Origin of the sequence: Allostigmatella hybrida, from assembly GCF_020103775.1 — a bacterium.
Classification (GTDB): Bacteria; Myxococcota; Myxococcia; order Myxococcales; family Myxococcaceae; genus Hyalangium; species Hyalangium aurantiaca.
On record NZ_JAHXBH010000007.1, the window covers coordinates 153,519 to 178,961 of the forward strand.

General features: G+C 70.6%; 27 protein-coding genes. 20 read left to right on the forward strand and 7 right to left on the reverse strand.

The features are described 5' to 3' along the window. Positions 1–242 precede the first annotated feature (242 nt). Complete coding sequence (locus KY661_RS14855; RefSeq protein ID WP_225410824.1) at positions 243–1,163, reverse strand: alpha/beta fold hydrolase; 921 nt, start codon at positions 1,161–1,163, stop codon at positions 243–245. Between the two features lie 118 nt (positions 1,164–1,281). On the opposite strand from KY661_RS14855, the gene KY661_RS14860 reads away from it, so the two are divergent. From KY661_RS14860 to KY661_RS14900, 9 genes are read left to right on the forward strand one after another with little or no spacing between them, the layout of a single operon-like run. Beyond that, positions 1,282–2,271 (forward strand): AAA family ATPase, encoded by a 990-nt coding sequence (locus KY661_RS14860; RefSeq protein WP_225410825.1) that lies wholly within the window; start codon positions 1,282–1,284, stop codon positions 2,269–2,271. A gap of 33 nt (positions 2,272–2,304) precedes the next feature. Beyond that, entirely contained in the window at positions 2,305–3,186 is an 882-nt protein-coding gene (locus KY661_RS14865; RefSeq protein WP_075006973.1) for a DUF58 domain-containing protein, read from the forward strand. Then, positions 3,183–4,211, forward strand: coding sequence for a hypothetical protein (locus KY661_RS14870; protein ID WP_225410826.1), 1,029 nt, complete (start codon positions 3,183–3,185; stop codon positions 4,209–4,211). The genes KY661_RS14865 and KY661_RS14870 overlap by 4 nt, the downstream gene beginning before the upstream one ends. Further along, positions 4,186–5,196 (forward strand): vWA domain-containing protein, encoded by a 1,011-nt coding sequence (locus tag KY661_RS14875; protein ID WP_225410827.1) that lies wholly within the window; start codon positions 4,186–4,188, stop codon positions 5,194–5,196. Before KY661_RS14870 ends, KY661_RS14875 begins: the two co-directional genes overlap by 26 nt. After that, positions 5,196–6,254, forward strand: a complete 1,059-nt coding sequence (locus KY661_RS14880; protein ID WP_225410828.1) for a VWA domain-containing protein — start codon at positions 5,196–5,198, stop codon at positions 6,252–6,254. Before KY661_RS14875 ends, KY661_RS14880 begins: the two co-directional genes overlap by 1 nt. Then, positions 6,251–7,270, forward strand: coding sequence for a tetratricopeptide repeat protein (locus KY661_RS14885; protein WP_225410829.1), 1,020 nt, complete (start codon positions 6,251–6,253; stop codon positions 7,268–7,270). The genes KY661_RS14880 and KY661_RS14885 overlap by 4 nt, the downstream gene beginning before the upstream one ends. Next, the gene (locus tag KY661_RS14890; protein WP_225410830.1) at positions 7,254–9,116 is read left to right on the forward strand and encodes a BatD family protein; all 1,863 of its coding nucleotides are present in this window, start codon (positions 7,254–7,256) and stop codon (positions 9,114–9,116) included. Before KY661_RS14885 ends, KY661_RS14890 begins: the two co-directional genes overlap by 17 nt. Then, the gene (locus KY661_RS14895; RefSeq protein WP_225410831.1) at positions 9,113–9,862 is read left to right on the forward strand and encodes a tol-pal system YbgF family protein; all 750 of its coding nucleotides are present in this window, start codon (positions 9,113–9,115) and stop codon (positions 9,860–9,862) included. The genes KY661_RS14890 and KY661_RS14895 overlap by 4 nt, the downstream gene beginning before the upstream one ends. A gap of 45 nt (positions 9,863–9,907) precedes the next feature. Further along, positions 9,908–10,306 carry a response regulator gene (locus tag KY661_RS14900; RefSeq protein ID WP_225410832.1) on the forward strand — a complete coding sequence of 133 codons (399 nt, stop codon included), beginning with the start codon at positions 9,908–9,910 and terminating at the stop codon, positions 10,304–10,306. 12 nt (positions 10,307–10,318) lie between these two features. Here the strand turns inward: KY661_RS14900 and KY661_RS14905 are convergent, their stop codons facing one another. Next, a complete protein-coding gene (locus tag KY661_RS14905; protein WP_075006966.1) occupies positions 10,319–10,645 on the reverse strand; it encodes a PilZ domain-containing protein in 327 nt (108 codons plus the stop codon). Between the two features lie 219 nt (positions 10,646–10,864). On the opposite strand from KY661_RS14905, the gene KY661_RS14910 reads away from it, so the two are divergent. Genes KY661_RS14910 through KY661_RS14960 form a run of 11 tightly spaced genes read left to right on the forward strand, consistent with a single transcriptional unit; the run spans position 10,865 to position 19,501 of the window. Then, positions 10,865–11,308 (forward strand): hypothetical protein, encoded by a 444-nt coding sequence (locus KY661_RS14910; protein ID WP_225410833.1) that lies wholly within the window; start codon positions 10,865–10,867, stop codon positions 11,306–11,308. Positions 11,309–11,320: 12 nt separating this feature from the next. After that, on the forward strand, positions 11,321–11,713 hold the full coding sequence (locus KY661_RS14915; RefSeq protein ID WP_225410834.1) for a type III secretion apparatus protein: 393 nt from the start codon (positions 11,321–11,323) through the stop codon (positions 11,711–11,713). Positions 11,714–11,724: 11 nt separating this feature from the next. Further along, positions 11,725–12,528, forward strand: a complete 804-nt coding sequence (locus tag KY661_RS14920; protein ID WP_225410835.1) for a flagellar M-ring protein FliF — start codon at positions 11,725–11,727, stop codon at positions 12,526–12,528. A 17-nt stretch (positions 12,529–12,545) separates the two neighbouring features. Beyond that, positions 12,546–13,088 (forward strand): hypothetical protein, encoded by a 543-nt coding sequence (locus KY661_RS14925; RefSeq protein ID WP_225410836.1) that lies wholly within the window; start codon positions 12,546–12,548, stop codon positions 13,086–13,088. A 30-nt stretch (positions 13,089–13,118) separates the two neighbouring features. Then, the gene (locus tag KY661_RS14930) at positions 13,119–14,222 is read left to right on the forward strand and encodes a FliM/FliN family flagellar motor switch protein (RefSeq protein ID WP_225410971.1); all 1,104 of its coding nucleotides are present in this window, start codon (positions 13,119–13,121) and stop codon (positions 14,220–14,222) included. A gap of 17 nt (positions 14,223–14,239) precedes the next feature. Further along, the gene (locus KY661_RS14935) at positions 14,240–14,641 is read left to right on the forward strand and encodes an MFS transporter (protein WP_225410837.1); all 402 of its coding nucleotides are present in this window, start codon (positions 14,240–14,242) and stop codon (positions 14,639–14,641) included. Beyond that, the gene (gene sctR, locus KY661_RS14940) at positions 14,638–15,333 is read left to right on the forward strand and encodes a type III secretion system export apparatus subunit SctR (protein WP_225410838.1); all 696 of its coding nucleotides are present in this window, start codon (positions 14,638–14,640) and stop codon (positions 15,331–15,333) included. Before KY661_RS14935 ends, sctR begins: the two co-directional genes overlap by 4 nt. 4 nt (positions 15,334–15,337) lie before the next feature. Then, the gene (locus tag KY661_RS14945; RefSeq protein ID WP_225410839.1) at positions 15,338–15,607 is read left to right on the forward strand and encodes a flagellar biosynthetic protein FliQ; all 270 of its coding nucleotides are present in this window, start codon (positions 15,338–15,340) and stop codon (positions 15,605–15,607) included. Beyond that, positions 15,604–16,398 (forward strand): EscT/YscT/HrcT family type III secretion system export apparatus protein, encoded by a 795-nt coding sequence (locus KY661_RS14950; RefSeq protein WP_225410840.1) that lies wholly within the window; start codon positions 15,604–15,606, stop codon positions 16,396–16,398. The genes KY661_RS14945 and KY661_RS14950 overlap by 4 nt, the downstream gene beginning before the upstream one ends. After that, positions 16,395–17,417: an EscU/YscU/HrcU family type III secretion system export apparatus switch protein gene (locus KY661_RS14955; protein WP_225410841.1), complete on the forward strand. Its 1,023-nt coding sequence runs from the start codon at positions 16,395–16,397 to the stop codon at positions 17,415–17,417. The genes KY661_RS14950 and KY661_RS14955 overlap by 4 nt, the downstream gene beginning before the upstream one ends. Beyond that, the gene (locus tag KY661_RS14960) at positions 17,414–19,501 is read left to right on the forward strand and encodes a flagellar biosynthesis protein FlhA (RefSeq protein WP_225410842.1); all 2,088 of its coding nucleotides are present in this window, start codon (positions 17,414–17,416) and stop codon (positions 19,499–19,501) included. The genes KY661_RS14955 and KY661_RS14960 overlap by 4 nt, the downstream gene beginning before the upstream one ends. 7 nt (positions 19,502–19,508) lie before the next feature. Here the strand turns inward: KY661_RS14960 and KY661_RS14965 are convergent, their stop codons facing one another. From KY661_RS14965 to KY661_RS14985, 5 genes are all read right to left on the reverse strand, one after another. Beyond that, positions 19,509–19,850, reverse strand: coding sequence for an HU family DNA-binding protein (locus KY661_RS14965; RefSeq protein ID WP_075006955.1), 342 nt, complete (start codon positions 19,848–19,850; stop codon positions 19,509–19,511). A 142-nt stretch (positions 19,851–19,992) separates the two neighbouring features. Beyond that, positions 19,993–21,363 carry a YhjD/YihY/BrkB family envelope integrity protein gene (locus tag KY661_RS14970; protein WP_225410843.1) on the reverse strand — a complete coding sequence of 457 codons (1,371 nt, stop codon included), beginning with the start codon at positions 21,361–21,363 and terminating at the stop codon, positions 19,993–19,995. A gap of 108 nt (positions 21,364–21,471) precedes the next feature. Next, entirely contained in the window at positions 21,472–24,174 is a 2,703-nt protein-coding gene (locus KY661_RS14975) for an Rne/Rng family ribonuclease (protein WP_225410844.1), read from the reverse strand. 528 nt (positions 24,175–24,702) lie between these two features. Beyond that, the gene (locus KY661_RS14980; protein ID WP_002619878.1) at positions 24,703–25,149 is read right to left on the reverse strand and encodes a DUF3052 family protein; all 447 of its coding nucleotides are present in this window, start codon (positions 25,147–25,149) and stop codon (positions 24,703–24,705) included. Continuing rightward, positions 25,146–25,442: an acylphosphatase gene (locus KY661_RS14985; RefSeq protein WP_225410845.1), complete on the reverse strand. Its 297-nt coding sequence runs from the start codon at positions 25,440–25,442 to the stop codon at positions 25,146–25,148. The genes KY661_RS14980 and KY661_RS14985 overlap by 4 nt, the downstream gene beginning before the upstream one ends. Between the last annotated feature and the right edge of the window lies 1 nt (position 25,443).

Consider the following 25,443-nt stretch of genomic DNA (forward strand, 5'->3'; position numbering starts at 1 on the left):
GTCCAATCCGGACGCATGCGTCCCAAAAAGAAGCGCCTGCGTCCACTTCAGACGCAGCTTGCGTTCCGAAGACGTTTCAAAACCCCGTTTGGGCGTGAATCCTCCCCTGTTTTGGCGTGGCATGGCCCATGCACAAGAGTCCCTGCGTACCCGATTCAAGGGTGCACGCAGACTTGGGGGGGATGAAGCGCGGAAGGAGGGGCCGCTCCTTCCGCGCTTTCTCTTTTTCTTCCCAAGTCGCCTCACGCCCCTTCGGGCGCGGTGTCAGCCCCCGGAACCCCGGACGGAGCGTCACCCAGAAACGCCTTGAGCGCAGGCAGCACCACCTCGGGCCGTTCCAGGTGCGGGCTGTGCCCGGCCATTACCCGCAGCAGCCGCGCCTCGGGAAACCGCTCGGCGGCCTCCACCGCCAGGGACACGGGCAGCATCTCCTCGCGCTCCCCCCAGACGAGCAGGACGGGCTGGGGCACGGAGGCGAGCTGCTCGCGCCGGTGGAACACCCCGCCCACCACGGGCACCAGGGTGTTGAAGGCGCGCGTGGCCTGGGCGCGGCCCTCTGGCACCGCGAGCAGCTCGTGGCTGAGCAGGCCCAGCCGGCGGCCCAGCGGCGTCTCCGGGGGCGGCATCAGCCGCTCGAAGAGCGGGGCTCTCAGCGTCCGGGCCAGCCGCTCGGGCCCCGCGCGGAAGAACAGGCGTGCCTGGGGCGTCATCGTGGGGCCCAGCCCCATGGCGTCGATGAGCACCAGCCGCTCCACGGGCACCTTCCCGCGCAGCACGAGCTCCAGCGCCACCAGGCCCCCGAGCGAGTGGCCCACGAGCGCCACCGGCCCCGGGGCGAGCACCTGGAGCAGCTCCTCCACCGGCCCGGTGAAGAAGCGCGCCCCGTCCTCCCCCGTGCGCAGGCGCTGCTCGGGACAGGAGGAGAGGCCAAAGCCGGGCAGGTCCACCGCCAGCACCCGCCGCCCCCGGGCCAGCACCGTGAGGTAGGAGAACCACATGGACGCGGCGTGGCCACGCCCGTGCAGCAGCACCACCGGGGGGCCGCTGCCGCCTTCCAGCACCCGGACCGAGCCGCCTCCGGGCAGCCAGTGCGCGCGGGGCGCCACCACCGGGGCGAGTTGCCCGAGCAGGTGCGACTCGATGGGGCCGGCCGTCAAGGGCATGGGGGAGGACTCCAGCGGGAGGGGGGCACACGTTATCGGAATGTCCCCCCTTCTGCGGTGTTGAGCCGGATACCCTGGAAACCCTAGGCTGGCCGGCCGTTTGAGGCCCAGAGGGGACATGAACACGGACATCCGAGCCCTTACCGAGAGGGTGCAGCAGGAAAGCAGCTTCGTCGAAGCCCTCAACCAGGAGACCGGCAAGGTCATCGTGGGGCAGCGCTACATGCTGGAGCGCATCCTCATTGGCCTGCTCTGCAATGGCCACGTGCTCCTGGAGGGCGTGCCGGGCCTGGCCAAGACGCTCACGGTGCGCACCATCGCGGACACGCTGAGCGCCACCTTCATGCGCGTCCAGTTCACCCCGGACCTGCTGCCGGCGGACCTGGTGGGCACGATGATCTACAACCAGCAGGCGGCGAACTTCACCGTCCGCAAGGGGCCCATCTTCGCCAACGTGGTGCTCGCGGACGAAATCAACCGCGCCCCGGCCAAGGTGCAGTCCGCGCTGCTGGAGGCCATGGCCGAGCGCCAGGTGACGATCGGCGACCAGACCTTCCCGCTGCCCGCGCCATTCCTGGTGCTCGCCACGCAGAACCCCATCGAGCAGGAGGGCACCTATCCGCTGCCCGAGGCGCAGGTGGACCGCTTCATGCTCAAGGTGAAGGTGGGCTACCCCACGCGGGACGAGGAGAAGGTCATCATGGACCGCATGTCCGGGGGCTCCTCGCCCCGGGCGAACAAGATCATCGGCCTGGAGCACATCGCGCGGGCGCGCGAGCTCGTTCACCTCATCTATATGGATGAGAAGGTGAAGGAGTACATCCTCAACGTGGTGTTCGCCACGCGCGAGCCCAACAAGTACGGCCTCAAGGACTTGGCGGACTACATCCAGTTCGGGGCGAGCCCCCGCGCCACCATCGCGCTGGCGCAGGCGGCGCGCGCGCACGCGTTCCTGCGGCACCGGGGCTTCGTCACGCCGGAGGATGTGAAGGCCGTGGCGTATGATGTGCTACGCCACCGCGTGGCGGTCACCTACGAGGCCGAGGCCGAGGAGCTGACCTCGGAGAAGATCATCCAGCGCGTGTTCGATCGCGTCGAAGTGCCGTAACGCCCCCTCTCAGACTGGACCCCCGAGCGCCCCGTGCTCCCGAAGGACCTCATCCGCCGCATCCGCAAGCTGGAGATCCGGACCCGCAAGGTGGTCTCGGACATGCTGGCGGGCCAGTACCACTCGGTCTTCAAGGGCCGGGGCATGGCCTTCTCCGAGGTGCGCCAGTACCAGCCCGGTGATGAAATCCGCATCATCGACTGGAACGTCACCGCGCGCATGAACGAGGCCTACGTCAAGGTCTTCACCGAGGAGCGCGAGCTGACGGTGATGCTTCTCGTGGACGTGTCGGCCTCGAAGGAGTTCGGCTCGCACGAGCGCAGCAAGGCGGAGATCGCCGCCGAGGCGGCCGCGCAGATCGCCTTCTCGGCCATCGCCAACAACGACCGGGTGGGGCTCATCCTGTTCTCGGACCGGGTGGAGAAGGTGGTGCCGCCGCGCAAGGGCCGCACGCACGTGCTGCGGCTCATCAGCGACATCCTCACCTTCAAGCCGAAGGGCACGGGCACGGACCTGGGCGTGGGGCTCATGTACCTGCGCCAGGTGGCCAAGCGCAAAGCGGTGACGTTCCTCATCTCCGACTTCCTGGCGCGCGACTACGAGAAGCCGCTGCGGCTGGTGGGGCGCAAGCACGACCTGGTCCCCGTCGTCATCGCCGACCCGCTGGAGGTGGAGTTCCCCAAGCTGGGCCTGGTGGAGATGGAGGACCCAGAGACGGGCGAGCGCTTCGTGGTGGACACCGCGGATCCGCGCGTGCGCGGCCGGTTCGCCCGGGCCATGCAGGCCCAGCGCCTGGAGCGCCAGCGCCTGTTCAAGAAGCTGGAGCTGGACCACGTGGAGCTGCGCGGCGGCAATGACCATGGCAAGGCGCTCGCGCAGTTCTTCCGCGCGCGGGCCCGGAGGCTGGCGGCATGAGGCGGCTTCTGCTGGTGGTGCTGCTCGGCCTGGCGGCCTGTGGGCGCTCCTCGGGCCCGGGCGGGGACCCGGAGCTGCAACCCCTCACCGCCCAGGTGCTGGATGGGGGCGTGGCCGAGGGGATGGCGCCCTGGGACGTGTCCGGGCGCGTGCTGCCCCCGCAGGTGATGCTGGGGGAGACCTTCACGCACGAGCTCGTCTTCACCCACGCGAAGGACCAGCGCTTCGAGCTGGTGATGCCCAAGGAGCTGGAGGAGCTCGAGGTGCTGGAGCAGACGCGCCAGCGCCAGGACGGGCCGGACCGCTCCGTCACCACGTTCCGGCTGAAGCTCTCCGCCTTCTCGCTGGGCACGGTGAAGCTGCCCGAGCTGCGCTTCGAGCTGTACGCCCCGGCGGGCACGCAGAGCGTGAGCGTGCCCGGCCTGGACGTCGAGGTGACGCCCACGCTGCCCCAGGACGCGGACGCGAAGGGCGCGGAGCTGCTCGACTACCAGCCGCCTACTGAAATTCCCATCCGCTCCTGGCGGCTGGTCTGGGTGGCGCTGGGCCTGTTCGTGGCGGGCCTGCTCGCCTACGGCGTGGTGAAGTGGCTGCGAAGGCCCCGCTCGCACGCGGCGGCGGCGAAGCCCAAGGCCCCCCTGGATATCCGCACCCGGCAGGCGCTGGATGCGCTCCGGAAGGAGAACCTGCACGGCCAGGGCCGGGTGAAGGACTTCTACTTCCGGCTCTCGGAAATCATCCGCGGCTACCTCGGCGAGCGCTACGGCTTCGAGGCCCTGGAGTGCACGAGCCCCGAGCTGCTCGCCTCGCTGCGCAAGCTGCACACCCCGGGGCTGCCCGAGGACAAGCTCATGCGCTTCGTCTCCGAGTCGGACATGGTGAAGTACGCGCGCGCCGACGCCACCCCGGACTCGTGCGAGGCCTCGCTCGCGTTCGGCTACGAGCTGGTCGAGAAGACGTATACCCCGCCGGCGCCTCCCCCCCCCGAGCCCCCCGCCCATGTTTCCGGACCTCGCGTTCCATAGCCCTCAGGTGCTCTGGGGATTGCTGCTCGTGCCCGTCCTGCTCTTCCAGGCCTGGCGGGAGCGGCGCCAGCGTGCCGCGCTGCGCTTCTCGGGCGCCCACGTCTTCGCCCGCCAGGGCCGGGGCTTCCGCTCCTACCTGCTGCCGGTGCTGCCCGGGGTGCGTGCCCTGGCCGTGGTGGCGGCGCTCCTCGCCCTGGCCCGGCCCCAGTCGCGCGATGCGCGGGTGAGGGACTTGAGCGTGGAGGGCATCGACATCGTGGTGGCGCTGGACCTGTCCACCTCCATGGAGGCCGGGGACTTCCGGCCGCAGAACCGCCTGCACGTGGCCAAGGAGGTGCTCGCCGAGTTCATCTCCAACCGCGTGAATGACCGCATCGGGCTGGTGGTCTTCGCCGGCGCCGCCTACACCCAGGCCCCGCTGACGCTGGACTACGGCGTGCTGCGCGAGGTGCTCAAGCAGATCCGCACGCGCGTGCTGGAGGACGGCACCGCCATCGGCGATGCGCTGGCCACCTCGCTCAACCGCCTGCGCGACTCCGAGGCGAAGAGCCGCGTGGTGGTGCTCATCACCGATGGTGACAACAACGCGGGGAAGATTTCCCCGCTGGACGCGGCCTCCATGGCCGAGTCGCTCAAGATTCCCGTGTACACCATCCTGGTGGGCAAGGGCGGCAAGGTGCCCTTCCCGCAGGGGCAGGATCTCTTCGGCAACGTCGTGTGGCGGGAGACGGAGATTCCCATCAACCCCGAGCTGCTGCAGGACATCGCCTCGCGCACGGGCGGCGAGTACTACCGCGCCACGGACCCCGAGGGGCTCAAGCAGGGGCTCCAGAAGGTGCTCGACGCGCTGGAGCGCTCGAAGCTGGTGGAGGGCGGCGCGTCGGCCACCTACCGCGAGGACTTCCACCCGTACCTGCTGGCGGCCTTCGGCCTCGCCGCGCTGGAGCTGTTCCTGCGCGCCACCTTCCTGAGGGTGTTTCCGTGATGCCGCATGTGGAACCCTGGCGCTTCACCGTGCTCGGCTATCAGGCGGGGCTGGCGCAGCCCATTTTCCTGCTGCTGTGCGCGGTGGGCCTGTTCCTGGGCCTGCTGGCGCTGGTGCTGGCGCTGAGGCGGCGCGCGCGCGTGCGGGCGCTGCTCGCCGAGCGGCTGGTGGACCGGCTGGCGCCGGGCGTGTCCCAGTGGCGCCCGGCGGTGCAGGGCAGCTTCTACGGGCTGGGGCTGGCGCTGCTGGGGGTGGCCCTGGCGCAGCCCCAGTGCGGCAGCAAGAGCGAGATGACGAAGCGCAAGGGCATCGACGTGGTGGTGGTGCTGGACGCCTCCAAGTCCATGCTCGCGCGGGACGTGCAGCCCAGCCGCCTGGAGCGGGCCAAGCTGGAGCTGAACACGCTGCTGGACGAGCTGAAGGGGGACCGGGTGGGGCTGGTCGTCTTCGCGGGCGATGCCTTCATCCAGTCGCCGCTCACCTCGGACTACTCGGCGGTGAAGCTGTTCCTCCGGGCGGTGGACCCTGACCAGATGCCGCAAGGGGGCAGCAACATCGGCGCGGCGCTGAAGCTGGCGAGCCAGGTGCTGAGCAACGCGGACCGGGGGGCCAAGGAGCGGGCCGTGGTCCTGCTGTCGGATGGCGAGGACCTGTTCGGCGAAGTCGGGGAGGCCACCGAGGCGCTCAAGGACGGAGGCGTGCAGGTGCTGTCGGTGGGCGTGGGCTCGGAGACGGGGGAGCCCATCCCCGTCTTCAACCGGCGGGGCGAGTTCGTGGACTACAAGAAGGACGCGGCCGGGGAGACGGTCATCACCCGGCTGGACCGCGGAGGGCTGACGGCCATCGCGGAGGCCACCGGGGGCGCCTTCTTCTACCAGCCGCGCGGCGTGGCCATGGGGCAGGTGGTGGAGCGCATCGACAAGATGCAGAAGAGCGAGCTCGAGAGCCGCGTGACGGTGCGGTACGACGAGCGCTTCCAGTACTACGCGGCGCCGGGCCTGGCGCTGCTCGTGGCGGGGATGCTGCTGCTGCCCTCCGCGCGCCGGAGGGCCTCGTGAGGCGGCCGGGGCGGGCAGGGCGGGCGCTGGCGTGGCTGCTGGTGGCGGGCCTGGCGGGGCCGGTGTGGGCCGCGGGGCCGCTGGAGGTGGACCACCCGCTCGCGGCGCAGGGGCGCGAGGCGTATGACGCGCGCCAGTACGAGAAGGCGCTGGAGGCCTTCGAGGCGGTCCGCAAGGAGCGGCCGGATGATCCCGCGGTGGAGTTCAACCGGGGCGACGCGCTGGCGCAGCTCGGGCGGGCGGAGGAGGCCAAGGCGGCCTTCCAGCGGGTGGCGGAGTCCAACCGGCCCGACCTGCAACAGAAGGCCTGGTACAACCTGGGCAACCTCGCCGCCTCGAAGGGCGAGCGCAAGGAAGCGCTCCAGGCCTACCGGCGGGCCCTGCGGCTGGATCCGAGCGACGCCATGGCGCGCCACAACTACGAGGTGGTGCTGCGCAACCTTCCGCCGCCCCAGCAGGACGGGCAGGACGGGGGCACCGACGGCGGCGCGGACGGGGGCGAGGATGGCGGCTCCGATGCGGGTAAGCCCGACGCGGGCCAGGACGGCGGCCAGAAGGCCGACGGTGGCCAGCCCCAGGATGGCGGGATGGACGGCGGCGATGGTGGCTCCGACGCGGGCCAGGACGGCGGCGCGGACGGCGGCGCGGATGGAGGGGCCGACGCGGGCGCGGACGGTGGCGCGGATGGCGGGGCCGACGGAGGCGAGGACGGCGGGGATGGGGGCGCGGACGCGGGTACGCAGGACGAGGGGCAGGGGGATGGTGGCGAGGACGGCGGGGCCGATGGCGGCTCGAACGAGGGGGAGGGCGAGGAGAGCGACGGCGGCAGCGAGGAGGGCAGCCAAGGGGAGGCCCAGGAGCGATCCGGGGCGGACGCGGGGGCCAGCCAGGCGGACATCGACCGGCAGGAAGCGGAGCGGCTGCTGGATGCGATGAAGCAGAACGAGAAGAATCTCCAGCTGTGGCGTTTCCAGCAGAAGAAGAAGCAGAGGGCACCGAATGAGAAGGACTGGTAGCGGCTGGCGGGTGTTGCTCGCCGGGCTGGCCGTGCTGGCCTCGGCGCCAGCGTGGGCGGCCATCGAGTTCTATCAATCGGTGGACCGGCCCGAGGTGGGCACCGAGGACGCCTTCCGCCTCACCGTGGTGGTGGTGGACGCGCCCCCCTCGGCGCAGGTGCAGTTCCCCGCGCCCAAGGACATCGAGGTCATCTCCTCGTCCCGCAGCAGCCAGCGCTCCATCCAGTTGTCGGGCGGCGGCCCGGCGGTCATCCAGGACGTCACCAAGCACACCCTCGTCATGCGGGCGCTGCGCCCGGGCCGGCTCATCATTCCGCCCGCGGTGCTCCAGACGGCGGGCCGCACCTACCGCACCGAGCCGGTGGAGATCACCGTGAGCCCGGGAAGGCTCGGGCCTCCGTCCGGGCAGGCCAGCCGTCCCAGCCGGCTGCCGGATCCGTTCCGGAACTTTCCCACCCCGGGGCAGAGCCCCTTGGGCGGTGACGCGGAGGACGAGGACACCATCATCCCCCGGGGAGACTCGGACCTGTTCCTGCGGGCGAGCCTGGACCGGGATGACGTGTACGTGGGCGAGCAGGTGACGCTGTCGCTCTACATCTACTCGCGGGTGGACCTGTCCAGCGTGGACGCGGTGACCATGCCCAAGCTGGAGGGCTTCTGGAGCGAGGAGGTGGAGAGCCCCACGCAGCTCTCCGGCGAGCGGCGCACCGTCAACGGCATTCCCTACCGCGCCTACCTGCTGCGCCGCCGGGCCCTGTTCCCGGTCAAGGCGGGCTCGCTGACCATCACCGCCGCGGAGGCGGACATCACCACGGGCTTCCTGTTCGCCGGGCACCGGGTGCACCGGGTGGCCAACGTGCTCAAGGTGCGCGTCAAGCCGCTGCCTCCGGGCGCGCCGCCGGGCATGGCCAATGCCCACGTGGGCGACTGGCAGCTCACCCTGGACGTGTCACCCACGAGCGTGGAGCTGGGCCAGCCCATCACCGTGAGGGTGACCCTCGAGGGCTCGGGCAACGTGAAGAACGTCACCCCGCCGAAGCTGAACGCCCCCTCGGCGCTGAAGGTCTATGATCCGTCCACCTCGGACCGGCTCAGCCCCGTGCGCAACCGCATCCAGGGCCAGCGGGTGCAAGAGTACCTGGTGATGCCGCAGCGCACGGGCACCTTCACCCTGCCGGCGCTGGAGTTCCCCTACTTCGACCCGGGCCGCCGCGCGTACGACGTGGCGCGCACGGACCCCGTCACCGTGACGGTGGAGGCGGGCTCGGGCGGGGCCACGTCCCTGGGCAGCACGCCCACGCCCGTGGCGGATGCGGCCAACGCGCCGAAGAACGTCCTGACCGTGGGCGGCCTGCGTCCCCCGCGCCACCAGGCGCGCTTCGTGGCCCCGGCGGCGCCGCTCTGGGAGCGGGCCTTCTTCCTGCCTACGGTGCTGGCCCCGGTGGGGCTGCTGCTCGGCGTGGCGCTGCTGGGCCAGATGCGCGGGAAGCTCTTCTCGCAGACGGAGGTGGGGCGCACCCACCAGAAGGCGAAGGCGGCCCGCAGGCGGCTGGAGGCGGCGGAGAAGCTCAAGGGCCAGGGCAGCGCCAGCGCCTTCTACGCGGAGGTGGAGAAGGCGCTGATGGGCTTCCTGGAGGCCCGGCTGCGCACGCCCGTGGTGGGGCTCACCCGCGAGGCCCTGGGTGAGAAGATGGCCCAGGCGGGGGTGGCGCCCACGCACCGCTCGCGGGTGCTCTACGTGCTGGAGGCGTGTGATGTGGGGCGCTTTGGCGGGGGCGCGGAGCCCTCCGAGCGCAACCGCATCCTGGATGCGGCGGAGGCCGTGATGGAGAAGTGGGAGAAATGAGCGCCCTCACCGCCATGCTCACCGCCGTGTTGCTGAGCCAGGGCTACTACACGCCCGAGGAGGCGGAGACGCTCTTCTCCCAGGCCAATGACGCCTACTCCCGCGAGGACTACACCGCGGCGCGCGAGGGCTACGAGAAGCTGCTGTCCCATGGCCAGGGCGGCCCGGACGTCCTCTACAACCTGGGCACCGTGTACCTGGCGCAGGGAGACCTGGGCCGGGCGACGCTGGCGCTGGAGCGGGCCTGGAAGCAGGGCGGACGCGCCCCGGACCTGGAGGCGAACCTGGCCATTGCCCGGGCCCGGCAGGTGGACAAGGTGGTGGGCACCGCGCTGGAGGAGGACTTCCTCACCCGGCTGGTGCTGGCCACGCCCGAGGCCCCGGTGGCCTGGGGCTTCCTGGCCGCCTGGTGCGTGGGCTTCGGCGCGCTGGTGCTCTTCCGGTTCCTGCGGCCCGGCCGCCGCACCTGGGCGGCGGTGCTCGGCGGGGTGGCCCTGACGCTCGCGCTGCCCCTGGGCGGCCTGCTCGCGGCCCACATCTGGGTACAGCGGACGGTGCACGAGGCGGTGGTGCTGTCACCGAAGCTGGTGGCCCGCGAGTTTCCTCGCGGCGAGGCCAAGACGCTCTTCGAGGTCCACGCCGGGCTGAAGGTCCGCCTGCTGGAGGACGCGGGGAAGTATGTGCGCATCCGCCTCCCCAACGGGCTGGAAGGTTGGACAGAGCGCGAAGGCGTGTCGGAGATATAGAGCGTGCGCCCTTCCGGGGCTACATTGCCCGTGCTCCCACCACCCATGTCCGCCGAAGCCCAAGTCCCCTTTCACATCCTGCTCGTCGAGGACGAGCCGGTCATCCGCGAGCTGGTCCGCTCGATGCTGAGCGACGGGGCGGTGGACGTGGTGTGCGCGGCGGACGGGATGGAGGGGCTGAAGCTGGCCAAGAGCCACCTGTTCCACCTCATCCTGATGGACGTGGTGTTGCCGCAGCTCGACGGCGTCTCGGTGTGCCGCATCCTCAAGAGCGACCCGGTGACGGCCAGCGTGCCGCTCTACATGCTCACGGCGAAGGCGAAGAAGTCGGATGTGGAGAGCGCCACGCAGGCGGGGGCGGACGGCTACATCCACAAGCCCTTCCGGGGCACGGAGCTGATGGCCCTGGTGGAGCGGCTGCGCCTGGAGGCCGCCGCGCCCTGAGCCCTCGGCGGCTCACGGAAGCCGCGGGTGAAGGAAGCGCGCCAGGGCCAGGAAGTCGTCCCAGTCGAGCGTGCCGAACTCGAGCGCCACGCCGTGCGCGGTGCGGCGGCGGATGGAGCACGTGGTGGTGATCTCCCGGTCATCCGGCAGGGGGATGGAGAGCGTGAGCTCGCGCAGCGTGTCCGCGGGGTGGGCCTGGAGGAAGAGGCCCGCCATGGACAGGTCTCGGGCCTTGGCACCGACGACGCGGCCGGGCAGCAGGACCTTGACCATCAGGTTGGCTTCCACGCGGGGGTGAAAGCGGTCAGCGGCGGGACGGGCACTGGGGGAGGGGATCATGTCCAGGAGCTCTCTTCGGGTGCAACAGGGTGCGACAAGTGTGGGGCAGCCCGGCGAGGACGCAAATTTTCGGGCGTCCATCCTGGAGACGGGGGCGGGCAGGAACCGTCCCGTTCCGTGGACTCTCCGGGCGGGCTCTCCGAGCGGACGCCGAGGGGAGCGGGCGTTGGCACGGCGGCTGAAAAGGGCTCTGCGCGAACCCGAATCAGGAGAGTGCCCATGGAGAACGATTCCCGCATTGCCTCGCTGTCCATCACGTCCACGCTGCCGCGCCAGACGCCCCGGAATGAGTTCGGCGCCGTCTTCGCGCGCACCGCGCAGGAAGCCGTCCGGGCGGGAACGGGACTGGCGGGAGGCATGGTGGTGAGCCCGCCGGTGATGAGCGCGGCGGTGTCCAGCGTCCGCTCGACGGTCTCGCTGGCCACCTCGGTGACGGGCGGCGGCGCGGCGCTCCCGGGCGTGGGAGGGGCGGCGGGCAAGGGGGAGGCGTGGGACTTGCTCGAAGCCCAGAAGCTGATGGCCGCCGAGGGACAGAAGTTCAACCTCGAGTACCTCCAGCTCCAGAACGCGATGCAGCAGGAGAGCCGCGAGCACAACGCGGTCTCCAACATCATGAAGGTCCGCCACGACTCGGCGAAGGCCGCCATCAACAACATCCGCTAGCGACCGCGCGCCATGGCCATCGACAAGATCGGTTCGGTTGGAAGTGCGGGCGCCCCGCTCTCGCCGCAGGTGGGCAAGGAGCGGTTCGCGGAGGTGCTGGAGGGGATGAAGGGCCCGGAGAAGGGGCCGGGGGTTGGGGCCACCGGGTGTCCGTCTCCCCCGGTCCCACCGGCGCCGGTGGCGCAGGTGTCACAGGCGGAGCAGATGCTGGAGCGGGTGGGGCACGCGCAGCAGGAGCTGGATCGCATCCTGGTGCAGGCGGAGTCCGGGCGGAGCTTCTCGCCGCTGGAGCTGCTGGCGTTCCAGGCCCGTGTGTACCGGGCCAGCCAGGAGGTGGATCTCGCCGGCAAGGTGCTCGAGAAGGCCACCAGTGGCGTGAAGTTGGTGCTCCAGACGCAGGTGTGAGGGGTGCCGCCATGTCCCATTCTCTTCTGCGCTGTCTCGCGCTCGTGATGTCGCTGGGCGCTACCGCTTGCCGCGAGCGCATCCAGCACGGCCTCGATGAGCGCCAGGCCAACGAACTGCAGACCGTCCTCCTGGAGCGGGGGCTGGAGGCGCGCAAGGTGCCCGAAGGGGGCAAGAAGCCCTCCTGGTCCATCGAAGTCGAGGAGGCCCAGGCGCCGGCCGCGGTGCGCATCCTGGCCGAGCTGGGCCTGCCGAGGCCGGTGGCCGAGACGGGCTGCGATGTCTTCGGCGGGGGAGGGCTGCTCCGGACGCCGCTGGAAGAGCAGCTGTGCCGGACCCGTGTCCTGGAGCGGGGAATCGAGAAGACGCTGCAGGAGATGGAAGGGGTGCTCGTGGCGCGCGTGCACCTGATGGTGCCGCCTCCCGCGAGGCCAGGACATGTCCAGGCGCCCGCCAAGGCGTCAGCGATGTTGCGGACGGCGCCCGGACAGACCGGGCGGCTTCGCCAGGCGCAAGAGCACCTCCAGGCACTCATCGCCGGAGGCGTGGAGGGACTGTCCCCGGAGGCGGTGTCGCTCCTGGTGGACGAGGCCTCCACGCGGGTGGAGCTCGCGCCGGTGAGCAGTCCTCGGCCCCTGCGGTTCCGGGTGGTGCTGGGGGGACTGGGGGCCATGGTCACCGTGCTCGCGGCGGCGCTGGTGTTCCTCACGCTGCGCCTGAGGGCTTCGCAGTCCCGGACGAAGGCAGCCGCTGCCGTGCCTCCCGCCCCCACGCGGCCCGTGGTGGCGGCGAACGCGGGACGCAAGGGGGCGTGAGCCTCGGGAGAATGACCATGAATGCAACGCGCATGATTCGAAGGCCGGCGGGGCGCCGGGGGAACGAGGAGTCCACCCGCATCGTCCGGTTCGCTGTCCCCCCCCAAGCCGCCGAGGCGTCGACCCGCATTGTCCGCAAGCCGGGGATGGGCCCGAAAGCCGCTTCCCTTCCGGCGCGTGCCCGCCCGTGGCTGTTGCCGTTGTCCCGGTTCGCATTGGTGGCGCTCGTGTTGGGGAAGGAACGGGCGCCGGAGCTGCTCGAAGGGTTGGGGGGCCGCGAGGCTGCCCGGGCCAAGGAGCACCTGGCGCTTCTCATGGGACTGTCCTCGGCCGAACGGCAGGCCCGGGTGGCGCTGGAGTTCGGCCAGCGAAGGGACGCCGCGGAGCAACTGCGCGCGGTGATGCAGGAGGCCTCCGAGGCACTGCGGCAGGAGTTCTTCCGGAGGCTCCCGCCGTACCACCAGAGCCTGTTTCCCGCGCGGGCTGCGGGACCCGTGGCCCCAGCGGCTCCCGGGCTGGGTGTGCTCGCGGAGCGGTTGATCCGGGAAGCCACACGCTGAGGCCACGCCATGTCTCTTTCCTCTTCCAAGATGTCCAAATTGTCCCGGCTGGGAGCGCGGCGGTTGACCCGGGCGCATGTCACCCTGGGCGAGCGTCCGCAGCTCTCGCGGATGGGCCAGCAGGCGCTTCACGCCATCTGTGAGTCGCTGGGGCGCGAGCTGGGGTGTCCTGTCTCCGCCTCCGCCCGGCTGGCGGAGGCCACGGTCCTGCCCGCGTCGGGGCTCTCCCATACGGCGGCATTCGTCTTCCTGGAGCTGTCGGCGACGGGGGGCTCGGCGGTGTTGGAGCTGGCGCCGCCGGTGCTGTTCGCGGCGCTGGAACGCCTGGCGGGAGGCCCTTCACAGCCGGGGCCCGTGACACGGCTGACGCGGCTGGAGGAAGCGACGCTGGCCTACTTGATCATGGCCTCACTCGTGGCTTTCCGGACGCAGGGAGAGCTTTATCGCCGGTGGGTCCCCCATCTGTCGGGGGTGACCATGAGCCGGAGGGACGCGCTTGCCCGGCTGGACGGGCGCAGGGCGCACGTGGGCATCGAGCTGGCCCTGACGGTGGGACAGACCACGGCGGGGGCACGGCTGGTGATTCCAGCGGTGGTGCTCGAGTCCCCCTGCAAGGACCTGCCAGTGCAGCGAGCGCCCACGCTGGCGCCCGAGGTGCTCGCGGCGTCTCTCCGGGCGCGGTGCTTCCTGGGCAACCGCGAGCTGCTGCCCAGCGAGCTGAAGACGCTCGCGGTGGGCGATGTCGTCGTCTTCGAGGGGGTCCACTTGCGGGGGGCCCACCTCCTGGGACGCGGACGTCTGGTGACGCGTGGCTTCGAACTCGTGGGGACGTTCTCCCCCGAGGGCTTTTCCCTGATTCGTGCGCGCAATCGCGCGGTGGAGGCAAACATGGTGGCCGTGAACGAGCGGGGCGAGGGGATGCCCCCGTTGCCCGTGGAGGTCGAGATCGAACTGACGCGGTTGTTGTTGCCGTTGTCGGAGCTGGCCGTCTTGAAGCCCGGACAGCTCTTGCCCCTGCGCATCAACGTGAGCGAGCCGGTGGTGCTGCGCGTGGGAGACCGGGGCGTGGCGCGTGCCGAGCTGGTCGACATCGACGGAGAGATCGGCGCGCGGATCCTCTCCCTGTTGCCATGACAGGCCGGAGCCACACCATGTTCACCTCTCTGTCTCTTCGGAACCGGTTGTTGTGGGCGGCGGTCCTTGTCGTGGGACTCGCGGCGGTGGGGCTGCTGGGGCGCATGCCAGGGGCCGAGGCCGCGCGCTGGGGCCTGGGCGCCATGGCCCTGATGGGCTTGGGAATCGGATGGATGCGCCGCAAGTCCTTGGGACCTCGCTTTCTCTTGCCGGAGCGCCTGAGGGTGGTCTCCCGGGCGGGGCTCTCACCGAGGTGTGGCCTGGCGTTGGTAGAGGTGGATGGCCAGAGCTTCCTGGTGGCCTTTGGGGACTCGTTCGCGGAGGTCCACGAGACGCCCCTGACGAAAGCGGGGCGCCATCCATCGCGGCATGGGCTGTCCCAGCGTGCCTCCACGGTCCCAAAGGGGGTGCTGCAATGACGCTGGGATGGGCCGGGGCGGGTGAGCAGACCCTCGCGCAGGCCTCTCACGCGGGTAATCCGCTGACGATGATGGCGGTGCTGGCGGGGCTGTCGCTGCTGCCCTTCGCGGTGATGATGCTCACGAGCTTCTCGAAGATCGCCGTGGTGCTGTCGCTGGCGCGCTCCGCGATGGGAACCCAACAGGCTCCACCGTCCATTGTCCTGACAGGGCTGGCCGCGGTGCTCTCGGCGCACATCATGTCGCCCGTCCTGTCCCGGATGTACGAGGTGGGGCGGGGGGCCTCTGCGGAAGCAGCGTCCGGAGCGCAGATCCTCGCGGCGGTGGAGCGGACGGCCGAGCCGCTGCGCGCCTTTCTCGTCAAGCATGGCAGTGCCGAGGAGCGGAGCCGCTTCGTGGACCTCGCGCGAGAGCTGCGGCCTCCCGAAGAGGCGGAGCAGGTCCAGGAGGGAGACCTCTCCGTAGTCGTTCCCGCGTTCGTCATCACCGAGCTGAAGGAGGCCTTCCAGATCGGCTTCCTCGTCTTCCTCCCCTTCCTGGTGCTGGACATGGTCGTCGCCAACGTCCTGCTCGCGCTGGGCATGCAGAGCCTGTCCCCGAGCCAGGTCAGCCTGCCCTTCAAGATTCTCCTCTTCGTGGCCGTGGATGGCTGGTCGCTGCTCGCGCAGGGGCTCATCCTCGGGTACCGGTGAACCCATGACCCAGGATCTCCTGCTCGCGGTGGGACGCGAGGCATTGCTCCTGATGGTTCTCGCCTCCCTGCCACCGGTGGGGGCGAGCCTGGTGGTGGGCTTCGTGATGAGCCTGTTCCAGGCGACCACCCAGCTTCAGGAGAGCACGCTCTCCGTGGTCCCCAAGCTGGGGGCGGCGGTGATGGCGCTCGTGTTCGCGGGGCCATGGATCGCCGCGCAGCTCACGCTCTTCACGAGGCAACTGCTCACGCTCATCGCCGAGGTGGCCGCATGAGCCTGGAGCTTCTCGGAGGACACCTGGAATCCCTGGGGCTGCACACGGCGGCTGTGGCGCTGTGCGCCGCACGTCTGGTGCCCATCGCCTTTCTCTGCCCACTGCTGGGAGGCCAGGCCGCGCCCAGCACCGTCAAGCTGGCCCTGGTGCTGAGCCTCTCGCTCTTTTTGCACCTCGCTGCGGGGGTGAAGGTGTCTGTGCCCGTGGAGGGGCCTGGGGACCTGATGGCCCTGGTCCTCAAGGAGCTGGCTTATGGGACCGCGGTGGGGCTCCTGGCGGCGCTCCCCTTCGATGCGGCGAGGATGGGGGGCCGGTTCATCGATCTCTTTCGAGGCGCCTCCGCCGAGGCGAGCCTGCCGGTAGCGGGAAGCCGCGAATCCGCGACGGGAGACGTGCTGTACCAGCTGCTCGTGGCGTGGGTGGTGACGGGAGGGCTGTTCCCCATCGTCCTCTCGGGGCTCCTTCGGGGCTTCGGGGTGGTGCCGCTGGGGGCGGCCGTTCCCACCGAGGCCGCGGCGCGGCAGGTCGTGATGCTGGCCGGGGGCGCACTGGCCACGGGGCTGGCGGTGGGCGCCCCCATCGCCGCGGCCTCGATGACCGTGGACTGCTGGGTGGGAATGGCCTCCCGCGCCGCTCCGCAGATGAACCTGCAGGAGTTCGGAGCCCCCTTGCGAATCCTGGGTGGGGGCGCGCTCCTGTGGCTGGGCGTGGGTGTGCTCTGCGAGCGGCTGCTGGCGGAGGTGGCGAACCTGGAAGGGGCGCTGTGGCTCCTGGGGGAGGCGGCCCAGTGAGTGACAAGACGGAGAAACCCACGGCGAAACGTCTGCGGGACGCACGCCGCAAGGGACAGATTCCGCGCAGCCGGCTCCTGTCCTCCAGCGCGGTGACGCTGGGGGGCGTGCTGGGGTTCACGGCATTCGCTCCCGAGGGCTTCGAACCACTGCGGCAATGGACAGCGCACCTGATGCTGGGCGCGGAGACTGCGGGCGCGTGGGAAGAAGGGCTGTGGCTGGCCATCCGGTTGTCCTTCCCTGCGCTGGGGGGCGCCCTCGTGGCGTCGCTCTCCGTCTCGCTGGCCATGGCAGGCCTTGGGCTGAACCTGGAGCACGTGTTCCCCAAGGCCGAGCGCATCAGCCCGCTGGCGGGCTTGAAGCGGCTGTTCAGCGTCCGGTCCGTGCTGGAGGGGCTGAAAGCGCTCCTGGTGGCGGCGGTGCTCGCGGCACTGGTCTGGGACGGGATGGAAGAGGCCGGGCCCGAGGCTTTTCGAACGGTGGGGCTGGGAGGCGCCGAGGCCCTGATGCACCTGATGAAGATGCTGGAGCCGCTCATCCTTCGTCTCGCGGTCTGCCTGGTGGCCCTGGGGGGCGTCGACTACGTGCTGGCGCGGTTCCAGCACTTCAAGGACCTGCGCATGAGCCGCGAGGAGGTGAAGCGGGAGTACCGGGAGAGCGAGGGCGACCCTCGCCACAAAGCCCAGCGCAAGGCGCTCCACCGGCAGCTGGCCCAGGGCGGCCCCGCCCGCGGGGTGCGAAGGGCTTCGGCCGTGGTCGTCAACCCCACGCACATCGCGGTCGCGCTCCGCTACGACCTTCAGGAGTGCGAGGCGCCCTATCTCGTGGCCAAGGCGCAAGAGGAGGAGGCGCTGGCGCTCCGGCGCGAGGCCCAGCGCTGTGGCATCCCGGTGGTCCGGGATGTCCCGCTGGCGCGCAGCCTCATTTCGTATGACGTCGGGGAGCCCATCCCCGAGGAGCTCTACCAGGCGGCCGCGGCGGTTCTCCGCGTGGCCATGGAAGAGCGGGAGACCGCATGAACCCCTTGTTGAAGATGCTCTTGAAGGCCCGGAAGTCCTCGGACGTGGTGCTCGCGGTGGCCATGGCCGCCGTGCTGGGCGCGTTGATTATTCCCCTGCCTCCGTGGCTGCTCGATCTGGGGCTCGCGGTCAACCTGGCGGCGGCGGTGGCGTTGCTCGTCGCGGCGCTCTACGCCCGGGATGCGCTCCAGGTGACGTCCTTCCCCACGCTGCTGCTGTTCACCACGCTCTTCCGGCTCGCGCTCAACGTGTCCTCGACGCGGCTGGCGCTGGCCGAGGGGCACGCGGGAGAAGTCATCCAGGCCTTCGGCGAGTTCGTGGTGCGGGGGGATTACGTCGTGGGCGCGGTTCTCTTCGCCATCCTCACGCTCGTGCAGTTCCTCGTGGTGGCCAAGGGGGCGGAGCGGGTCGCGGAGGTCTCCGCCCGCTTCACGCTGGATGCGATGCCCGGCAAGCAGATGTCCATCGATGCGGACCTGCGGGCAGGAACCATCGATCCGGCGCAAGCCCGCCAGCGCCGGCGCAACCTGGAGCGGGAGTCTCAGATGTTCGGCGCGATGGATGGCGCCATGAAGTTCGTGAAAGGGGACGTCATCGCCGGGCTCGTCATCGTGGCCGTCAACCTCCTGGGAGGCATCGCCATCGGCGTGCTCCAGCAGGGCATGCGCTTGTCCGAAGCCGCCGCGGACTTCGCGCTCATCGCCATCGGAGATGGGCTCGTCTCGCAGATTCCCTCGCTGTGCATCGCGGTGGCGGCGGGGCTCGTCGTCACCCGCGTGGCCTCGGAGCGGGAGGATGGCTCCCTGGGGTCGGAGATTGGCGTCCAGTTCTTCGGGCAGTCCCGCGCGCTCTGGGTGGTCGCGGGGCTGTGCGTGGCACTGGGACTGATTCCCGGAATGCCGCACCTCACCTTCCTGGGCCTGGGAGGCATGTTGGGAGGGCTCGCGCATGTGCTCAAGCACCTGAGGAGCGCGGCCCTGGAGGAAGAGGCGTCCGAGCGGCAAGAGCCCACCCCAGGAGAAGCGCCTGGAAGCGACGGGAAGCCGGGAAGCCCTCCTGCGGCGAGTGTGCCGACGCCCGTGGGCGTTGCTCCGCTGACGGTGGACCTGGCACCGGACCTGACCCCTCTGGCCCAGGATCAGGGCGCGGCGTTCGTTCACCAGCACCTCCAGCAGCTCCGGGAGGACATCTTCCTGGAGCTGGGCGTCCGGGTTCCGGGCATTCGCGTGCGGACGCATGCGGCGTACCTGCCCGAGGGGGGCTACGCCATCCTCCTGGACGATGTGCCCACGGCATCGGGCCAGGTGGTGCCAGGGGCCATCTATGTGCTCTCGCCTCCCGACGAGCTGTCGTTTCTGGAGCTTCGGCTCGAACCGGTGAAGGACCCTGTGTCCGGGGGAACCCTCAGCCGGACGGAGGAGTCAGCGCGTGCCCGGCTCGAGCTGGCGCAGGTGCCCATGCGCCGGCCCGGCGAGCTCATCGTGGACCACTGCCGGGCCGTGCTGCGCACCCAGGCCGTCCACCTGCTGGGAGTCCAGGAGGTGCACGGGCTCCTGGAAGGGTTCGAAGCCCAGGCGCCCACCCTGGTGAAGGAGGCCCTCCAGAAGGTGCCGCTGCCGTTGCTCACGGAGGTGTTGCGCAAGCTCGTCCAGGAACAGGTGAGCATCCGCAACCTGCGCGCCATCCTGGAGGCGCTGGTGTCCCCCTCCTGCGAGGGGGATGCCGCCGCCCTCGCCGAGCGCTGCCGCCAGGCCCTGCACCGCTACCTGAGCCACAAGTTCGCGCCCTCGGGCTCGCTCTATGCGTACCTGGTGGATCCGGAAGTGGAGGAGTCGCTGCGGGGAAGGGGGCCCCGGGGGGCCGCGCCCGATCCCGAGCACATCGCCCAGCTGCTGGAGGGGGTGCGGCGCATCGCCACGGGAGGCCGGGTGGTGCTGCTCACCGCGCCGGATGTCCGGCGGCCCCTGCGGCGGATGATTGAAGGGGCCTTCCCCGACGTGGCGGTGCTGACCTACGGGGAGCTGAACGTGGATCTGCAGATCCGGCCCATGGGCCGGTTGGCCCCCGTGGGGGCCTCTGCGTAGGAGACGCTCAGGTGCCGGTGCCGCTGGTGCCCTTGGTGGGATCCGACAGGTCCGGCTGGGCGGACTGGGCGGCCGGGCGGTTGACCCGGTCCCTCAGCTCCTTGCCCGTGCGGAACAGCAGGCCTCGCTTGGGTTTCACGGGGATGACCTGGCCCGTCTTGGGGTTCCGGCCCTGGTATCCCTGGTAGTTTTTGACGTGAAAGGCCCCCAGGCCGCGGATCTCGATGTTCTCGCCGCGGCAGAGCGCCTCTTTCATCGATTCGAAGATCGTCTCAACAGTGGCCTCGGCCTGTTTCTGCGTCACCCCCCGCTTGGTGACGAGAATGTTGATCAGATCGGACTTGAGCATCGGACGCTCCCGCAAACCGCGTGACCCCTCGGAAAGAGGGCGCTTTGGCCCGTGATCGAATCCTCAAAACATAACAGAACGAGTCGGCGTTGCAAGCCACCTCGGTGTCGAAGCTCTTGGAAATCCTACGGAATTTCACCCTTCAGGATGCTGCCGCCTGGGGTTCGTCCGCCACGGGGGCAGCCAGGCTGGGGCGCGAGGCGATGGCGAGGTCGATCCACCGGGTTTGGCGCAGCACCTCCGCCGTGGCGCAGTCGGCGGCCTGGAACAGCGGCTCCACCTGCTCGAAGCCCGGCGCGCGCGGACCGTTCCAGGTCTCCAGCCCTCCGGCGATGGACACCCCGTGGATGGCGAAGGCCACGTCCGCGAGCGTCAGCTCCGAGGGATCCCTCGCGGGGCAGATGCCGCCCTTGCGGGTGAAGGCCAGGAGCTGGGCCTTCTCCATGCGCTCGATGGCGTCATGGACGAAGGACTCGGGGACGCGCAGCTGGGCGGCGAGCTGGCGGGGCAGGGGCGGGGGAAGCCCGTCCATCCACGCCCGGGTGGCATCGATGGCGGCCCGGGCCGCCACCAGCTCCAGCGCGCGCGGGTGGGTGCCGAAGGCCCAGAGCGAGTCCCGGAAGGCGGCATGCTCCACCGCATAGGACAGGCGCGCCCCGCAGAGGATGATGAGCCAGCTCACGTAGATCCACGCGAAGAACAGGGGCAGGGCGCTCAGGGAGCCGTAGAGGGCGTCGTACCGGAACGTCTGCTCGGCGAACTCCTCATAGAGCTGCTTGGCGAGCACCCACCCCAGTCCGGCCATGAGCCCCCCGGCGAGCGCCGAGCGGACGGCGACCTTGGCGTAGGGCGTGCCGTAATAGAGGAGGGTCAGGCTGGAGACGAGGAGCAGCGCCGTGGTGGCCAGGGCGATCTGCGGTGCGATGGAGAAGCCCGCGTTGACGATGAGGGCGCGCACCGCGCCCGTGCCCGAGAAAGACACGGCCAGGAGGATGGGCCCCAGGAGCAAGAGCCCCAGGTAGATGCACACGCGGGTGAGCAGGGGCCGTTGGCGCCGGATGCCCCAGACTTCGTTCACGGCCCCATCGATGTGGCGCAGCAGGGAGCCCGCCGAGAAGAGCAGGGCGACGAAGCCCACGCTGCCGAGGGCAATCGAGTGGGCGGGGTTGAGAAAGCGGTTGAGGAACTCGGACGATTCCTCGCGGATGCCCGGGGCGAGCGCCAGGTGGATGGCGCTGCGCATGCGCCGCTGGAACCCCTCTTGGTGGAGCGCCTGGAGCAGGGCCAGGCCCACCGTGAGGAGGGGCACGAGCGAGAAGACGCTGATGTAGGTGAGGGCCGCGGCCCGGAGGCTGATGTTCTCGCCCTGGAAGTCCCGGGCAACGGCCCGCGCGCCCAGGAAGATGTCCGTGGCGAAGCGGCCGACGGAAGTCTCTGCGACAGGGGCCCAGCCCTTCCGGGCCCCGTCCAACAGCTTTCCGTACAGGGTGCGTAGCAGGGTCGATCCGGCCATCTAGGGAGGCACGCTAGCCAATCGCACGCCGTGCCGGCCAGCCTCCCCCAGGCCGCGGGTGCATGCTGCCTGGAGGGCGACACTCCCTCCAGGCAGGCAAGCCCGGGGTTACGGCTGTCCGCCGCCCTCGGGCTCCGAGCCCCCGCTCACAGGAGCGGGAGGCGGCGGGGGGCCACCCGACGGGGTGGAAGGCTCCTGACTGGCGGCGGCCTGAGAAGGACGGGAGGACTCGCCCCCCCGGCGCTCTTCGCCGCGGCGGTCGTCTCCCCGGCGCTCCCCGCCTCGGTTCCGGTCTCCACGATCGGGACGCCGGCCCTCGCGCCGGTCGCCGCGCTCACCACCGCCGCGCTCACCACCGCCGCTGCGCTCACCACCGCCGCTGCGCTCGCCCCGGTCGCTGCGCTCACCGCCGCCGCGCTCGTTGCGGTCGCCGCGCTCACCGCCACCGCGCTCGTTGCGGTCGCCCCGGCCGCCACCCCGGCGGCCCTGCTCCTGGCGGTAGCGCTCGCCGTGTCCGCCGTTCTCGGGGCGCCGCTGCATGGACAGCTCCCCATCCCCGGAGCCCGGAGACGAGGCCACCTTGTGCTCGGGGCCCATGCCGGAGCGGCCGTAGATGTCGTACTGCTCGCGGTGGTAGTTCTGCTGGGCCTTGACCTGGATGGACTTGTTGTAGCGGTCCATCAGGTGGCGCAGCTCCTGGCGCTCCTCGCCCTGGAGCTGCCGGGCCACTTCCGCGCTGCAGTTGATGACGAGCGTGGAGTCCTTGTAGGCGGGGGCCTCGCGGCGGATCTCCCGGAAGATTTCGTAGGTGACCGTGGTGGCGGTCTTCACGAAGCCCCGGCCATCGCAGTAGGGGCAGTCCTCGTGGAGCACGCGGCCGATGGACTCGCGGACGCGCTTGCGCGTCATCTCCACCAGGCCCAGCTCGGAGATGCGCAGCACGTTCGTCTTGGCCTTGTCGCGGCCCAGCGCTTCCTGCAGGGACTTGAAGACCTTGTCCCGGTTCTGCGCCTTCTCCATGTCGATGAAGTCGCAGATGATGATGCCGCCGATGTTGCGCAGCCGCAGCTGGTAGACGATCTCCTTGGCCGCCTCGACGTTGATCTTGGTAATGGTCTCCTCGAGGCTCTTCTTGCCGACGTAGCGGCCCGAGTTGACGTCGATGGCGGTGAGCGCCTCGGCCTGGTCGATGATGAGGTAGCCGCCGCTCTTCAGCCACACCTTGCGCTGGGTGGCGCGGTGCATCTCCTGCTCGATGCCGTAGGCGTCGAACACGGGCTCGTCGCCGTCATGGAGCACCACGCGGTCCTTGAGCAGCGAGTCCTGCGCGGTGACGAAGGCGAGGATGCGCTCGTACTCCTCGCGGTCGTCCACGACGAGCTTCTCCACGTCGTGGGCGAACAGGTCGCGCGTGGCGCGCAGGATGAGGTCCAGGTCCGGGTGCAGCAGGCCCGGGCCGCCGCGCTTCTCGTTGCGGCGCACCACCTGGTTCCACACCTCGATGAGGAACCGGATGTCGGTCTCGAGCTTCTCCTGGGGCACGTTCTCCGCGACGGTGCGGACGATGAAGCCCGTTCCGGGCGGGCGCAGCCGGTCCACGATTTCCCGCAGCCGCTTGCGCTCCTTCTCGTTGGAGATGCGCCGGCTGATGCCCACGTGGTCCACGGTGGGCATGAACACCAGGTGGCGGCCGGGGATGGAGATGTGCGAGGTGAGGCGGGCGCCCTTGGTGCCGATGGGGTCCTTGGAGATCTGGACCACCACCTCCTGGCCGACCTTCAGCAGGTCCTCGATGCGCGAGCTCTTGCGGACCTTGGTCTTCTCGTCCTTCTCGCGGCGCGAGTGCTCCTCGCGCGGGCGCCGGGACTTGTCCTTGTCACGCCCCTCGCGCTCCTTCTCGCGGTGGCGGGGCTCCCGGGCCTCGCGGCCCTCGCGGGGCGTGCGGCGCTCGCCGGTGGTGGCCGGGGCGGGCTTGGCGGCGGGGGCCGAGGCCTCGGCGGGCGCGGCGGGAACGGGGATGAGCTCACCCAGCGCGGTGGCGGAGGCCGGAGGCGGCTCGGCCTGGAGCTCCGGGGCGGGGGCCTGGGAAGGCTCCGCGCCCACGGCCGGGGCCTCGGCGGCCGGGGCCTCGGCGGAGACCGGGGCCGGGGCGGCAGGCTCGGCCGTCTCGAACGCGGCCGCCGGCGGCGGGGGCGGCATGACGGACTCGGCCGGGGCGGCAACGGCTTGCGTGCTCTCCACGGCCGTGACGGGGGCCGTCTCCCCGGAAGCGGCGGGCGCCTCGGTGGGGGCCTCGGGGGCCGTCTCCCCGGCGGGAGGCGCTGCCGGGGCGGCGGCGGGGGCCTCGGAGCCCGGGGCCCCGGCGGCCAGGGCCTCGGGCGGCGGGGCAGGGGGCTCGCCCTGGGGCGGGGGCAGCTCGCCGGGGGCGACCTCCTGGACTTCCACCTCCAGCTCGGCCTCTGGCGCGGCGGGGGTGTCGCCAACGGCGGCCTCGGCGGCCTCGGCCTCGGACTCGGTGGGGACCTCGGGGAAGTCCTCGTGCTCGCCCTCGGTCAACTCGAACTGCGCGCGCGCGAAGTCCGGGTCGTAGACGACGTCACTGACGTAGAGGAAGGCGGCCTTCTCCAGGCCGATGTCCACGAAAGCCGCCTGCATGCCGGGGAGCACCCGGACGACACGGCCCTTGTAGATGTTGCCAACGACGCCTTTGTCCTTCTTTCGCTCGAGGTAGAACTCAGCGATGTGCCCGCCCTCAACGAGGGCAACACGGGTCTCCCGACCCGAGGCATTGATAACGAGGATGCTTCCCATCGGGGAATCCTGGACGCGCGTGCGGATGGGCGTGCCCCAGCGGACGGGAGGCGACGAGGCCTCGCGCTTCCGCGCGCGCTGCGAGAGGAGAGGCGCCCTCGAGTCCTCCCGCAGCGGCGGAGCAGGTCTCAGCGCTCGTCGTGCGGGTGGGAATCGAGGAGAACATCGCCTGCACCTCGGAGTTCATGGCGCCTCGCAACCACCGGCACCGTGCCGGACGAGGCTTGCTTCGCGCGTTCCAGGAACCCACATGCGCGTACTGCCCGCTCCTTTTCCACACCCGGTCGATGCCCATCCGCGGGCGCCTTGGGGGGGACGGTCGGAGACTTGGTGCAGCCTACGCGCCCGGGAGTTCTGGGACGCAACCCGTCTCAAAAAGTCACCTGGACTTCCAGCGTGCCGCCCTTGCGGCCTGCTGTACAACCGCCCAGAAACACATGGAGTTTTCCACGCCTCTTGCGGCCATGTAAAGCCGAGAAGTGGAGTTTGTCAGCCGGCGGTCAGAGGCGGGGGGCTCCCCCTCTGGCATCAGGCCTGGGCGGTAGGGGCCTGCTTGCGCGGCTCGGGCTTGTCCAGACGGCCTCGGGGACGGCGCACCAGCCGCAGGCCGGTCCACGTCTCGTCGATGAGGCAAATCTTGTTGTCCACCATGCCGATGTCGAGCGCGGCCTGGCGCACGAAGTCCTCGGACAGCGAGCTCTTCACGCCCTCGCCGCTGGGCCAGCACACCCAGATGCCGCCGGTGAGCGCCATGGCCCGGGAGAGCGCGGGCAGGCGCTGGACGAGCTCCTGGGCCTCCGAGGTGAAGAACAGGATGACGTCCAGGCCGGACTGGGCGGTGATGAGGAACTCCACCCCGTCGGGCAGGGGGTTGAGGCGCTGCACGAAGCCGCGCGGGGGGTTGATGACGGAGACTTTGTTGCCTGCCTTGATGCCCAGCATCGCGGGCAGCGAGGCCATCGCGTACGGCGTCATGACGTGCGCTCCACGGTGAAAGAGGGGAACTCCCCGGTGGGCTCCGCGCGGGCGCAGTCGACGTGCGACACGTGCGCGGTGGAGGGCCCCCGGTGGCACCATTGGATGAAGTCCTCGAGCGCGGCGCCCTCGCCCTCGGCAAGGGCCTCCACGGTGCCGTCGTCCCGGTTGCGGACCCAGCCGGTGAGGCCCAGGCGGGTGGCTTCGATGCGGGCGCTCTCCCGGAAGAAGACGCCCTGCACCTTGCCGTGGATCCGCAAGGCCGCGCGCCGCGTGCTCGTCTGTCCTGGCATC

Bases quoted from the DNA above. Each gene is read 5' to 3' on its own strand.
- KY661_RS14930 (WP_225410971.1), top strand. From the start codon at position 13,119: ATGTCCAAATTGTCCCGGCTGGGAGCGCGGCGGTTGACCCGGGCGCAT.
- KY661_RS14960 (WP_225410842.1), top strand. From the start codon at position 17,414: ATGAACCCCTTGTTGAAGATGCTCTTGAAGGCCCGGAAGTCCTCGGAC.
- KY661_RS14900 (WP_225410832.1), top strand. From the start codon at position 9,908: ATGTCCGCCGAAGCCCAAGTCCCCTTTCACATCCTGCTCGTCGAGGAC.
- KY661_RS14965 (WP_075006955.1), bottom strand. From the start codon at position 19,850: ATGCTCAAGTCCGATCTGATCAACATTCTCGTCACCAAGCGGGGGGTG.
- KY661_RS14975 (WP_225410844.1), bottom strand. From the start codon at position 24,174: ATGGGAAGCATCCTCGTTATCAATGCCTCGGGTCGGGAGACCCGTGTT.
- KY661_RS14925 (WP_225410836.1), top strand. From the start codon at position 12,546: ATGAATGCAACGCGCATGATTCGAAGGCCGGCGGGGCGCCGGGGGAAC.
- KY661_RS14915 (WP_225410834.1), top strand. From the start codon at position 11,321: ATGGCCATCGACAAGATCGGTTCGGTTGGAAGTGCGGGCGCCCCGCTC.
- KY661_RS14875 (WP_225410827.1), top strand. From the start codon at position 4,186: ATGTTTCCGGACCTCGCGTTCCATAGCCCTCAGGTGCTCTGGGGATTG.
- KY661_RS14880 (WP_225410828.1), top strand. From the start codon at position 5,196: ATGCCGCATGTGGAACCCTGGCGCTTCACCGTGCTCGGCTATCAGGCG.
- sctR (WP_225410838.1), top strand. From the start codon at position 14,638: ATGACGCTGGGATGGGCCGGGGCGGGTGAGCAGACCCTCGCGCAGGCC.
- KY661_RS14970 (WP_225410843.1), bottom strand. From the start codon at position 21,363: ATGGCCGGATCGACCCTGCTACGCACCCTGTACGGAAAGCTGTTGGAC.
- KY661_RS14895 (WP_225410831.1), top strand. From the start codon at position 9,113: ATGAGCGCCCTCACCGCCATGCTCACCGCCGTGTTGCTGAGCCAGGGC.
- KY661_RS14920 (WP_225410835.1), top strand. From the start codon at position 11,725: ATGTCCCATTCTCTTCTGCGCTGTCTCGCGCTCGTGATGTCGCTGGGC.
- KY661_RS14910 (WP_225410833.1), top strand. From the start codon at position 10,865: ATGGAGAACGATTCCCGCATTGCCTCGCTGTCCATCACGTCCACGCTG.
- KY661_RS14945 (WP_225410839.1), top strand. From the start codon at position 15,338: ATGACCCAGGATCTCCTGCTCGCGGTGGGACGCGAGGCATTGCTCCTG.
- KY661_RS14860 (WP_225410825.1), top strand. From the start codon at position 1,282: ATGAACACGGACATCCGAGCCCTTACCGAGAGGGTGCAGCAGGAAAGC.
- KY661_RS14855 (WP_225410824.1), bottom strand. From the start codon at position 1,163: ATGCCCTTGACGGCCGGCCCCATCGAGTCGCACCTGCTCGGGCAACTC.
- KY661_RS14870 (WP_225410826.1), top strand. From the start codon at position 3,183: ATGAGGCGGCTTCTGCTGGTGGTGCTGCTCGGCCTGGCGGCCTGTGGG.
- KY661_RS14935 (WP_225410837.1), top strand. From the start codon at position 14,240: ATGTTCACCTCTCTGTCTCTTCGGAACCGGTTGTTGTGGGCGGCGGTC.
- KY661_RS14985 (WP_225410845.1), bottom strand. From the start codon at position 25,442: ATGCCAGGACAGACGAGCACGCGGCGCGCGGCCTTGCGGATCCACGGC.
- KY661_RS14980 (WP_002619878.1), bottom strand. From the start codon at position 25,149: ATGACGCCGTACGCGATGGCCTCGCTGCCCGCGATGCTGGGCATCAAG.
- KY661_RS14890 (WP_225410830.1), top strand. From the start codon at position 7,254: ATGAGAAGGACTGGTAGCGGCTGGCGGGTGTTGCTCGCCGGGCTGGCC.
- KY661_RS14905 (WP_075006966.1), bottom strand. From the start codon at position 10,645: ATGATCCCCTCCCCCAGTGCCCGTCCCGCCGCTGACCGCTTTCACCCC.
- KY661_RS14950 (WP_225410840.1), top strand. From the start codon at position 15,604: ATGAGCCTGGAGCTTCTCGGAGGACACCTGGAATCCCTGGGGCTGCAC.